This is a genomic window from Sulfurimonas sp., assembly GCF_016744025.1.
Taxonomy (GTDB): Bacteria; Campylobacterota; Campylobacteria; order Campylobacterales; family Sulfurimonadaceae; genus Sulfurimonas.
The window spans coordinates 1-11,915 of record NZ_JADGFC010000079.1 but is presented as its reverse complement, the minus strand read 5'-3'; the positions used below and the strand labels follow the sequence as shown (position 1 = coordinate 11,915).

The window sequence follows — 11,915 nt, the reverse complement described above, 5'->3', positions numbered from 1 at the left end:
GTAAATGGAGTTTGGGTGGTAAGAGCAGATGAATCTTACCCAATCCTAGGTAATCCAATTGAAGCATATTTAAGATATGAGAAAATAATTGATCTTGCAAAAAAGTCAGGCTGTGACGCAATACATCCAGGGTATGGGTTTTTATCTGAAAGTGCAGAATTTGCACAAGCATGTGAAGACAATGGTCTGATTTTTATTGGACCAAAACCAAAACATATAGAACTATTTGGTGATAAAATGGCTTCTAAAATTGCTATGAAAAAGATAGGTGTTCCTATTTTAGAGGGTACAAATAAGCCAGTTATAGATAAAGATGACGGAAAAAGAATTGCTCAAGAAATAGGTTACCCAGTTATTATAAAAGCAGCATTTGGTGGTGGTGGAAGAGGGATGAGAATAGTTCATTTTGCTAATGACTTCTCAAATATGTTTGATTCAGCAACTAATGAGTCTATAAAGTATTTTGGCAAAGGTGATGTGTTTATAGAAAAGTATGTTCAAAATCCTAGACATATAGAAATTCAAATTATAGCTGATAAGTATGAAAATGTAATTCATTTAGGAGAGAGAGATTGCTCTATACAGCGTCGTCATCAAAAAGTTATAGAGATATCACCATCACCTCTTTTAAATGATGAAGTAAGACAAAAACTTTCTAAAATATCAGTAGATGCTATGAAAAAGTTAGGTTATGAAAGTGTGGGTACAGTAGAATTTTTAGTAGATGAAAAAGATAATGTTTTTTTTATAGAAATGAATACAAGAGTTCAAGTAGAGCACCCTGTAACTGAGATAATAACAGGAGTCGATATTATTCAAAGAATGATTGAAATAGCTGCAGGAGATAAGTTGAAATATAAACAGAGTGAAATAAACTTTAGAGGATATGCAATAGAATTTAGAATTAACTCAGAAGACCCTCAAAATAACTTTATGCCTACTGCTGGAACTGTTAAAAAGTATCTAGTTCCTGGTGGTCCTGGTATAAGATTAGACACTAGTCTTTATGATGGATATGAAATACCAACTTGTTATGATTCTATGCTTGGAAAACTTATTGTTTGGGCTCTTGATTGGAATGGTGCGGTTGCAAAAGCAAAACGAGCCTTAGATGAGTTTCATATAGAAGGTTTTAAAACAAATATCCCATTACATAGAGAAATATCAAAAGATGAGAATTTTAAAATTGGAAAATTTGATACAAGTTATCTAGATGTTAATATGGATAAATTTAATTTAGACGCAGAATGTTCAATTGCTAAAGAAGAAGAAAAGTCTTTAAATTTAACAAGGATGATTAAAATAATCAAAGATAATAATTTAGTAGCTCTGAAAAATGACTTTTCACTTTTTTAATTTTGCCTTGTAACTCCTTATTTGAGGGTAAGTTAAGTATTGATTGTCTTATTTAGATTAAAATGTCGTTCATAACTAAAAGGTAAATTATGAAACAACTTTTTTCACTTCTAAGCTCTATGAAAACCATGGCTATTTTGATGTCGATTTTTGCATTTGCAATCGGCTATGCTACATTTGTAGAGAATGATTACGGAACTATCACAGCAAAAGCTGATATCTACAATGCAAGATGGTTTGAAATTTTGATTGGATTACTTACTGTCAATTTAATCTTAAATATCAACAAGTACAAAATGTACACACTTAAAAAAGCTCCTATATTTATTTTTCACGTTGCTTTTATTATAATATTAATTGGTGCTGCAATTACTCGTTATATTGGTTATGAAGGAACTATGCATATTCGTGAAAATGCGAGTTCATCAACAATGATAAGTTCTGATACTTATTTTACAGTTGATGCTAAAGTAGGTTCTAAGCATGAAGTTTCATCTCAAACATTATTTCTTTCTAAAAAAAGCTCAAACAGCTTATCTAGCTCTTTAGATATAGATGGAAAAAAAGTAGATGTAGAAATGATAGAGTATATTCCAGATGCAGTTGAGACAACTGTAGAAGACAAAACTGGTAAGGCTATGGCATCTATGATGGTTACTGGAACAGGTAAGGGTGAGCCTATTACTCTTGTTGAGGGTAAGTTTTATGAGAGTGAAAACTTTGTTTTAGATTTTAACTCTGGTGAGTCTTTTGATAAGATGGTTGTTTCTCTTTTCGTTGAAGATGGCAAGTTCTTTATGAATCATAAAACACCACTATCTTACCTAAAGATGGATGACCAAACAAAAGGTACTTTAGAAGCAAATGCTAAACAACCTTTCACGACGAGAACTCTTTTTAGTACAGCGGGTGGTGGATTTGTTCTTAGAACTTTTTACGCGCATGCTTCTAAAAAAACAGTTTCAAACCCAAATGCTTCTGCACAAAGACCTGGATATGATGCCCTTAGATTTAAAATATCAGTTGATGATGTATCAAAAGAAATTCTGATATTTGGACAAGCCGGAAGAATGGCAAAAGAGTATCATAATGAAATTAATGGTGTTGATGTACACTTATCTTATGGATCTAAGCAACTTCAACTTCCTTTTGAACTTAAACTGAAAGAGTTTCAACTAGATAGATACCCTGGTTCAATGTCTCCTGAGTCTTACGCAAGTGAAGTTATCTTGGTAGATAAAGAACAAAATATTGAGATGCCTTATAGGATTTATATGAATAATATTTTAGAACATCGTGGATTTAGATTTTTTCAATCATCTTATGATAAAGATGAAAAAGGAACAGTACTTTCAGTAAATCATGATCCTGGAACTTTACCTACATATATAGGTTATTTCCTTCTTACTCTTGGAATGTTTTGGTCGATTTTTTCAAATTCAAATAGATTTTCTCAGTTAGCTAAAAAAGCTGCTGATGGAAAAGCTATTGCTTCTATTGTTGCACTAGGTCTTTTTCTTAGTGTTACACCATCATATGCAGAGGACTTAAATCCTACTGTAAAGACAATCATCTCATTTGATAAAGAACACGCTGCAAAATTTGGACAGTTAGTTATTCAAGATAGTGGCGGTAGAATGAAGCCGATGGATACATTAACTACAGAGATACTGGCTAAGATACGTAGAAGTTCTCACATTAATGTTGGAAAGTATACTCTAGACTCAAATCAAATTATCTTAGGGATGATGGTTAAACCTGACTCATACCGTGATATAAAAATAATCTATACAAAGAACCCTGAAGTAAATAAAATTATTGGTGCAGCTTCTGAAGCTAAGTATGCTTCATTTGCTCAGTTTTTTACAGATCCAGATAACATGCGTGGATATAAACTTGCCCAGTTAGTTGACAGTGCAGTTAGAAAAGAAGCTAAGTATAGAAATATGCTTGACAAAGCAATTTTAAAAGTTGATGAGAGAGTTAATATTGCTTACTCTGTTTACACTGGTGCATTAATGAGAATGTGGCCAAAACCAAATGATGTAAATAATAAATGGTATCCAACTATAGAAGCTCTTCAAACTTTTACACCTGAGAATGGAAATAAGTTAAGAAGTGTAGCAGTTGAGTACTTTACAGCTATTGATGGAGCATTAAGTAGTGGTGACTGGACTAAAGCTAATGTAGCAGTAGAAAAACTAGCTAAATATCAAAAGTTTTATGGTGCAGAAGTTTACCCTAGTCAAAATAGAATTAAAGCAGAGATGTTTTACAACAAAGCATATATTTTTGAGACGCTTTACCCATTTTATCTTTTACTTGGATTTATACTTTTAATTCTTAGTTTTGTGAAAATATTAAAACCTAGTTTCAAAATAGCTACTTTTTCTAAAATCACACTTGGGCTTTTAGTTGTTTTCTTCGCTGCACATACTTTTGGTTTGGGTTTAAGATGGTATATCTCTGGACATGCACCTTGGTCTAATGGTTATGAGTCTATGATTTATATCGGTTGGGCTACAGTTCTAGCTGGTTTTATCTTCTCAAAACGCTCAACTATGACTATGGCATCTACGTCGATTTTAACAGGTCTTATTCTATTTGTAGCACACTTAAACTGGATGGATCCGCAGGTTACAAATCTTGTACCTGTTTTAAATTCATATTGGTTAAGTATTCATGTTGCAATTATTACTGCAAGTTATGGTTTCCTTGGCCTTGGTGCTCTTCTTGGATTTATTAGTATATTATTATTTATACTAAAAACAAAAAATAATGAGAAACATATTACTTTATCTATAAAAGAGTTAAATTCTATTAATGAGATGGCTTTGATGGTTGGTTTAATGCTTCTTACTATAGGAAACTTTCTTGGTGGTGTTTGGGCAAATGAGTCTTGGGGTAGATACTGGGGTTGGGATCCAAAGGAGACTTGGGCTCTTGTAACTATCTTAGTTTATGCAGTTGTTGTACACCTTAGATTTATTAAAGTACTTTACAGCGAGTTTAATTTTGCAGTTATTTCACTAATGGCATACTCTTCTGTAATCATGACTTATTTTGGAGTAAATTACTATCTTTCAGGAATGCATTCATATGCCAAAGGTGATCCAGTACCTATTCCTGATTTTGTTCCTATCACTTACGTAATTATATTTATTCTAATAGCGCTTTCTTTTAGAAATAGAACATTATCTAAGGTTTAACTATATGGAATTTGTGGGCTTTACTAAAAAAACACTTCCATTTTTAGAGTCCATTCGTCAAAATAATGACAAAGAGTGGTTCGAAGCCAATCGTTCAGAATATGAAGAAAATATACTAAACCCTTCCCGTGCTTTCGTGGAAGAGTTTGGTGAGCATCTAATGGCTCTAGAACCTACTATAAATTTCTCTCCTAAAATAAATAAATCACTTTTCAGAATCTATAGAGATACTCGTCGTATGGGTGCTATAAAAGTTCCATTAAAGCATCGAATCGGATTTATATTCTGGCAGGGTAGTGGAAGTAGGTTGCAAAACTCATATTTTTATATGCACTTTTCTCCTGATGAGCTTTTTGTAGCGGTAGGTGTCAGATGGTTTGAAAAACCAATGCTAGACGCTTATAGAGAATATATTCAAGATGATAGTAGAAGAGAAAAACTTGCGGATGTTTTAAAAAGTATTGAAGATAAAGGTTATAAGGTAATAGAAAAAGGTTATAAGAGATTTCCTAGAGGTTTTAATGTTGAGATGTCAGATGCAGACCTAAGCCTGTATAAGGGAATGGCTACATATAAAGTCTTAGACCCAAAACTCATAGTAAATGGTGATAAACTTATAGATACTTTGTATAAAATATATGAAGAGATGCTACCATTACAGCAGTTAGTATATGAAATTAGTTTGAGAGTAAAAGAGGATTAATATTTGAAAAAAGAAGCAGTAATATTGTTAAATATGGGTGGACCAAATAACCTTGAAGAGGTTGAGATGTTTTTGAAAAACATGTTTGCCGATAAAAATATACTGACAATGAAAAGCAATCTTTTAAGAAAGTTCGTTGGTGGCATGATTACTTTTACAAGAACAGAAAAATCACAAGACATATATAGACAACTTGGTGGAAAATCACCAATTATAGGACATACTAAGAACTTAGTAAATAAGCTTCAAACTAGACTTGGTAAAGATGTGAGTGTTGATTTTGTTATGCGATATACTCCACCTTTTGCATCTGAAGTTATTGAAAAACTAAATGATGAAAATATAAAAAGAATATATCTGATACCGCTTTATCCTCAATACTCCACAACAACAACGAAGTCATCTTTAGAAGATTTTGAAGAGTCATATCATGATATGGGTCAAGATGCTATTTTAGTAGAGACAAAACACTTTTTTGAAAGTGAAACTTATAACAAAGCGATAATCCAGAGAATAAAAGAACAGCTTAGAGATGCTAGTTATGAAGAGTTTGATATTATCTTTTCAGCTCATGGACTTCCTCAAAAGATAATAGATGCAGGAGATGTTTATCAGCGTCATGTAGAAAAACATGTTGGTATTTTAAAAAAGATGCTTTTAGATGAAAAGATGAATTTTCATGAAACACATCTTGCGTATCAGTCAAAAGTTGGGCCTATGCAATGGTTAAAACCATCTTTAGAAGATAAGCTTAAAACAGTTAGAAATAGGAGAGTGGTTGTCTTTCCTATCGCTTTTACTATAGATAATTCTGAGACAGATTTTGAACTAGATATAGAGTATCGAGAGATTGCAGAAGAACTTGGTTTTAAAGAATATAGAGTGTGTAGATGTCCAAATGATAGTGATCTCTTTGTAGATACGCTTGAAGAAATTTATAAAAAAATGAAGTAGGTAAAATAAATGTTAATTAAAATCTTAAGTCTGTTTGTTCTTGCATTGTCACTAAATGCTTATGAACTCCCAACTCTAGAACTTCCTAAGGAAAACTCTCCTGAGATAATTAGTTTTACATATGAGGGTTTCATGGAACATGAAGCGCAACTATACAAAATAAAATGGAAAACTCTTAATGCAACTGATGTAAAGATAAGTATAGTTGGATCAGTTGAGAGTATTGGAAATGTTGTAATAAGTGAAGAAGAGTATAACAGAGGTCCTATTGTGTTAGTTGCTTCGAATGAAAATAGTACTGATATCGACAAACAAACTCTAAATAAGATTGCTCAAGATAAAAAAGATGGGCCTCCTGGTGGTCAAAAAGGATCATCTTCTTCAAGACAAAGTAAACCTCAAAATGACGATGAAGAAGAGATTCAAAATATGTTCTAAGTGGAGAAAAAATGAAAATAGTTATTTTTGATATGGATGGTACACTGATAGATTCTAAAAAAGATATAACAATTTCTATAAACTATATAAGAAATTTGCACTATAAGTTACCTCCTCTTAGTGAAGAATTTGTTGTTGAAGCTATAAATATGCAAGTAAGAAATCTTCCTAAGCTATTTTATGGAACTGATTATTATGATGAAAAAGACAGGGATGTTTTTGAGATTCATTATTCAAATCAGTGTATACAAAATCCATATCTATATGATGGAATTAAAGAGACTTTGGAAAATTTAGTTGCATCTGGTGTTAAAATTTCAGTTGCTACAAATGCACCAACTCCTTTCGCATCTAAAATGTTAAAACACCTAGAAATAGATGAGTTGTTTGATGTCATAATCGGGGCAGATAAAGTAATCCTTTCTAAGCCAGACCCTCAAATGCTTCATGAAATTTTAAATCACTATGGCTTTGATGAGATAAAAGACAGGGCTTGGATGATTGGTGATAATTCAAAAGATATGATGAGTGCTAAAAATGCAGGGATAAGTTCTATGTTCGCGACATGGGGTTTTACACCGGACGCCGAGCATGAGATAGTGATTTTTGAACCAAAAGAGATATTAGATATAGTTTTATAAAAAAATATGATAAAATGATTAAAAATAATTTAAGGAGGATTTTTTGTTTGACAATGACTTGCTCTTAGCTTTTGCATTTATGGGAATCCTTTTCTTAAGACAGATATCTATACTTAAGCAGCCCAACAAGATAAACTATGCACCTCTAATGATTGGTGTTGGTTCTATAAGTAGTGTTGTACACTTTATAATTCATCCAGATGCAACTGATATTATCTTACTTTTTAGAGAATCTTTTTTACCCCTTCTTGTTGCTATTCTTCTATATATTGTTATGAATATACTTCATCAGACTCAACAAACTCAAACCGCCAAAACACATGATGAATTTGCAAGAGTGATTACAACTCAGGTGAGTGAACTTAAAGAATTTATGGCTGATTTAGAAGGAAGAATGATTCTTTCTCAACAAGAAGATAGAACAACACAAGAAGAGACTAGAGAAAAATTTAAACACGATATAAAAGCTCTTAATTCAATTGAGATGAATCAGGGTAAATTTTTAGAAAAATTTGACGATTTAGATATTTGGCACAATAGTGTAACTGAATCATTTGAAAATTTTACAAATGTTCAACTACCTGAGCTTGATAATGTTGTACATAAGCATATTGATATACTTAGAGTTGCTGAACAAGACCACTACAACCAGATAAAAACCACCCTTGAAAAAGCAGTCGAGAGTAGATTTGATATGTCTGAAGATATAGATGGGCTTAAAGGTGATCTTACTGCTATGAGGACTATATCTACTGATATAGCTAAATCTATTACAAGACATACCTTAGAACAACTCTCAGGTGTAACAAAAACATTTGAAAACCAAATCTTATCTCTAAAGTCTCATACTGAGTCTGTTAGTACATCTTTATATGAGAGTGAGAATAGACTTACAACAATACGAGAACAGAGTGAAATGATTATGAAGCAAATGCTTCTGTCTTCTAAAAAGATGAATGAACTAGAGTCTCAAAATAGCGGATTGAATGATATTTACTCAACTATAAATACTTTAGTAGGTGAGATAGAAGTTATAAAAGCTGACTATGTAAAATCACAATCTCAATTGAGTAATATTGTTAATGAATTAAATTCTACTCAAGATGATGAAATAAATAATGTTAAAAATCAAATGGAAGATTTAATAGTAATACTGACAAAAAAGATAGATAACTCTTTAGACAGATTACATGAACACTATCATATAGCATCTGAGGACATTACTCAAAGTGTGCAAATATTATCAAAAAAGGCACAACTTCAAAAAGGTTATACAGACCTAAAATAATCATACTTAGTAATAACATGAATACAGACACTTTACTTCTTTATACATTAGTTGCTTTCTTTTACGTTACAAGTCCTGGCCCCGCAATATTATTATCTATATTCAATGGACTTAGATCAAATATGCAAATAGTTGCTATATCCTCTTTTGCAAATGTATTGGGTTTAGCTGTCTTATCAATAGCATCTATACTAGGTTTAGGTGTTGTATTAACTACTTCATCGATGCTTTTTATGATTGTAAAATTTATAGGTGCTTTTTACTTAATGTATCTTGGAATTAAGTTTATTAAAAATAACAAAGCATTGAGTTTTGATGATAATAAGAGAGTTGATAAAAATAAAACTAAATTATCCTATTTTCTTGAATCATTTTTTCTTGCAGTTACGAATCCAAAACCTATACTATTTTTTACTGCAATATTTCCACAGTTTTTAAATCTAGATATAGATATATTCCCACAATTTACAATAATGACTCTAATCTTTCTAAGCATATCTTTTAGCTCTTTATGTGTTTATGGACTAGTCGCTAAAAGATCAAAAGTATGGCTAGCTAACAACAACAGAATGACTTGATTTCATAGAATCACAGGTGGAATATTCATCGGAATGGGAATAGGTTTATTGCAACTTAAAAGTATACAAAACTAAGAAGTGAAACTACTTTCTAACTTATACTCAGATATATGAGTATAGGATAAATCACTAAACCCATATATGGTAAAAAATTGTTAATGGGGGCAAGTAGTATTAGACTTAAGTCTTGAGTTAGTTTTCTTTTTATAAATACCTGCTCCATAAGAAGAATCTTAGTAGCTATGTCAGCAGTCTTTAAAAAGAGTAAACCCATTGCACTAATACTATACTCACTTAACATAGCGAATCCTATTGCAAAGTAAAAAGTAGGTTGCATAACTAAAAAGAGAAATATATTTTTAGAATAGTATTTGTGCATACGTATAAGCATGCCCATTATACTTGGAGCTTTTTGCCAACTTATCTCATATAATTCAAGCAAAACAAATAGTAGAATATAATTTAGGGCAACTTCATTTATCATAAATAGATTTGGCGCAATAATAACTTTAGAAATACTAATAAGAAAGTACTATATAGCAGTAATGATACTTACTTCTACAAGAAGTACATCTCTTGCCATACTTGCTTCAACACAAGCTCTTGCTGGTGGATATCCTTCTTCTACCCAATCATCCCAAACAGCATTCATCTGTGAGAATAAACTCATATCTTTTATATAGATAGTGGCACTTAATATTTTACTTTTATGAGTACCTATTGACTCTAGTATGCTATCTACTCTTGATAACATATCTTTAGTCTGCTCTGTTATATTTTCACCTGCACCAGTTTGTCCGCATAAATAAGCTGTATTTCCATGAATTACAGCTTTACTCATTCTTGTTTTAGTTTCAAATCTCTTAATTTCCACTTTTTACCTTTATTATTTATTCTAATATTTACTACTTTAAAAACTTGTTTTTTTTAAAATATCACAAAGTATAATTATTTTCGCTTTTAAGGTACTTTAGAGCTAGGATTATATCACAAAGTAAACTCTGTAAAATCAAATAAACAAAATATTACACATGATTTTTTATATGTAATTACCACTATTTCCTTTTTTCCTATAAAATCAAAGTATAGAAAATCAAGGATAACAGTATGATTAATAATGCATTCGTAGTTAATAAAACACAAGAAGGTAAATTTGTTTCAACAATTGAGCAAACTTGTGTTCCTGATATTGAAGAAAACGAGCTCTTAATCAAAGCAACATATTCAAGTTTGAATTTCAAAGATGCTTTGAGTTCTATTGGTAATCCTGGAGTAACAAGAAAATTTCCTCATATAACTGGAATTGATGTAGCAGGAACAGTGCAAGAGAGTAATTCACCAGATTTTGTAAAAGGGGATGAAGTATTAGTAACTGGTTATGATATGGGAATGAATAGTGATGGTGGACATCAATCATTTGTAAGAGCCCCAGCTTCTTGGGTTATAAAAAAACCTTCTAATATTACAGACAGAGAAATTATGACTTATGGAACGGCTGGCTTAACAGCTGGTTTAAGTATTAATGAATTATTAAATAATGGTCTTACTCCTGAATCTGGAGAGATATTAGTTACTGGAGCTACTGGTGGAGTAGGCTCAATTGCTATTTCAATTTTAAGTAAACTAGGATTTGATGTTGTTGCTATAAGTGGCAAAGAAGATAAGATAGCATTTCTTAAAGAGCTTGGAGTAAAAGAAGTTATTTTAAGAAAAGACTTTGATGTAGAAAATAAAAAACCTATGGGAAAAGAAAGATTTGCTGGTGTAGTTGATACAGTTGGTGGAAATATCTTAGCAGAAGCATTAAAGGCTATAAAGTACGATGGTGTGGCTACATGTTGTGGATTGAACTCATCATTTGAATTAAACACAAATGTTTTTCCTTTTATCCTAAGAGGAGTAAGACTTATTGGTATTGATTCTGTTGAATGTAAAATTGAGAAAAAACTTGCAGTATGGAATAAGCTTGCAAATGAATTTAAAATTACTACATTAGATAATCTTACAAATGAAATTAAACTAGAAAATTTAGCAGAGGCTTATAAAGAACTATTAGATGGTAGAGTTGTAGGTAGATATTTAGTCAAAATTACAAAAGACAATTAACAATATCTTTCTTATTCGAATGCTTTATGAGTATTAAAAAATAAAGTGTTATAATGTTTTTTGTTGTAAAATTTATTTTTTTAGATAAAACAAAGGAAAATAGTTGATAGATATACTAAAGAAAAAAAGTATTTATGCTTATCTAATTATCTCTTTAATTATAGTATTAAATGCATTCTCTATATTTTTGTTTGTAGAAGACCAAGAAGATTCTGGTAAAACAATTAATATTACTGGTAAACAACGTATGATTATTCAACGTACAGCTTTATTGTCTAATAATTATTTTTATAATCTAAATAAAAAAGATACAAAGAAAAATATTCTGCGATATTTGGAAGAGTCAAAACTAAATCAAGAATATATAAAAAAAATACATAATCAAATAGCTGATAGCATCTTGTATGATCCAGGTTACCAATTTGACAACCTTTTAAAACAATACAATAACAATATTATAAAATTTTTAAATAATCCAACAGATAAATTATTAAAAATAATCAACTATACAAATGAATCACTATTATATACATCTGATACATTAACAACCTTATTAGCTAAAGATAATGACAGAAGGACAACAATAATAATTTATCTTCTTATTGTTACAACAATAATGATTTTATTTATTATATTTATAAT

12 protein-coding genes are annotated in these 11,915 nt (G+C 30.8%); 10 read left to right on the top strand and 2 right to left on the bottom strand.

Annotated elements, in window-relative coordinates:
• The 8 genes from QZZ48_RS10810 to QZZ48_RS10775 all read left to right on the top strand — a co-directional run.
• Positions 1–1,356: biotin carboxylase N-terminal domain-containing protein (locus QZZ48_RS10810; protein WP_294965559.1), on the top strand; the 1,356-nt coding region annotated here is incomplete at its 5' end.
• Positions 1,357–1,445: 89 nt separating this feature from the next.
• Complete coding sequence (ccsA, locus tag QZZ48_RS10805) at positions 1,446–4,565, top strand: cytochrome c biogenesis protein CcsA (protein ID WP_294965556.1); 3,120 nt, start codon at positions 1,446–1,448, stop codon at positions 4,563–4,565.
• Positions 4,566–4,569: 4 nt separating this feature from the next.
• The gene (locus tag QZZ48_RS10800; RefSeq protein WP_294965553.1) at positions 4,570–5,268 is read left to right on the top strand and encodes a DUF2461 domain-containing protein; all 699 of its coding nucleotides are present in this window, start codon (positions 4,570–4,572) and stop codon (positions 5,266–5,268) included.
• Positions 5,269–5,271: 3 nt separating this feature from the next.
• Positions 5,272–6,222, top strand: coding sequence for a ferrochelatase (gene hemH / locus QZZ48_RS10795; RefSeq protein ID WP_294965549.1), 951 nt, complete (start codon positions 5,272–5,274; stop codon positions 6,220–6,222).
• Positions 6,223–6,231: 9 nt separating this feature from the next.
• Complete coding sequence (locus tag QZZ48_RS10790) at positions 6,232–6,660, top strand: hypothetical protein (protein WP_294965546.1); 429 nt, start codon at positions 6,232–6,234, stop codon at positions 6,658–6,660.
• Positions 6,661–6,671: 11 nt separating this feature from the next.
• Positions 6,672–7,301 (top strand): HAD family hydrolase, encoded by a 630-nt coding sequence (locus tag QZZ48_RS10785; protein WP_294965542.1) that lies wholly within the window; start codon positions 6,672–6,674, stop codon positions 7,299–7,301.
• A 43-nt stretch (positions 7,302–7,344) separates the two neighbouring features.
• Complete coding sequence (locus QZZ48_RS10780) at positions 7,345–8,589, top strand: hypothetical protein (RefSeq protein WP_294965539.1); 1,245 nt, start codon at positions 7,345–7,347, stop codon at positions 8,587–8,589.
• A 17-nt stretch (positions 8,590–8,606) separates the two neighbouring features.
• Positions 8,607–9,167 (top strand): LysE family translocator, encoded by a 561-nt coding sequence (locus tag QZZ48_RS10775; RefSeq protein WP_294965536.1) that lies wholly within the window; start codon positions 8,607–8,609, stop codon positions 9,165–9,167.
• Between the two features lie 91 nt (positions 9,168–9,258).
• On the opposite strand, the gene QZZ48_RS10770 is transcribed toward QZZ48_RS10775, so the two are convergent.
• Complete coding sequence (locus QZZ48_RS10770) at positions 9,259–9,468, bottom strand: hypothetical protein (RefSeq protein ID WP_294965533.1); 210 nt, start codon at positions 9,466–9,468, stop codon at positions 9,259–9,261.
• Between the two features lie 231 nt (positions 9,469–9,699).
• A complete protein-coding gene (locus QZZ48_RS10765; protein ID WP_294965532.1) occupies positions 9,700–10,041 on the bottom strand; it encodes a RidA family protein in 342 nt (113 codons plus the stop codon).
• A gap of 233 nt (positions 10,042–10,274) precedes the next feature.
• Here QZZ48_RS10765 and QZZ48_RS10760 point away from each other — a divergent pair, with 233 nt between their 5' ends.
• Both QZZ48_RS10760 and QZZ48_RS10755 read left to right on the top strand, forming a co-directional pair.
• Positions 10,275–11,273: a YhdH/YhfP family quinone oxidoreductase gene (locus QZZ48_RS10760; RefSeq protein WP_294965530.1), complete on the top strand. Its 999-nt coding sequence runs from the start codon at positions 10,275–10,277 to the stop codon at positions 11,271–11,273.
• Positions 11,274–11,376: 103 nt separating this feature from the next.
• Positions 11,377–11,915 (top strand): hypothetical protein (locus QZZ48_RS10755; protein ID WP_294965528.1); only part of this gene is annotated, 539 nt, incomplete at its 3' end.

Bases quoted from the DNA above. Each gene is read 5' to 3' on its own strand.
- QZZ48_RS10760 (WP_294965530.1), top strand. From the start codon at position 10,275: ATGATTAATAATGCATTCGTAGTTAATAAAACACAAGAAGGTAAATTT.
- QZZ48_RS10770 (WP_294965533.1), bottom strand. From the start codon at position 9,468: ATGTTAAGTGAGTATAGTATTAGTGCAATGGGTTTACTCTTTTTAAAG.
- QZZ48_RS10775 (WP_294965536.1), top strand. From the start codon at position 8,607: ATGAATACAGACACTTTACTTCTTTATACATTAGTTGCTTTCTTTTAC.
- QZZ48_RS10785 (WP_294965542.1), top strand. From the start codon at position 6,672: ATGAAAATAGTTATTTTTGATATGGATGGTACACTGATAGATTCTAAA.
- QZZ48_RS10800 (WP_294965553.1), top strand. From the start codon at position 4,570: ATGGAATTTGTGGGCTTTACTAAAAAAACACTTCCATTTTTAGAGTCC.
- QZZ48_RS10790 (WP_294965546.1), top strand. From the start codon at position 6,232: ATGTTAATTAAAATCTTAAGTCTGTTTGTTCTTGCATTGTCACTAAAT.
- ccsA (WP_294965556.1), top strand. From the start codon at position 1,446: ATGAAACAACTTTTTTCACTTCTAAGCTCTATGAAAACCATGGCTATT.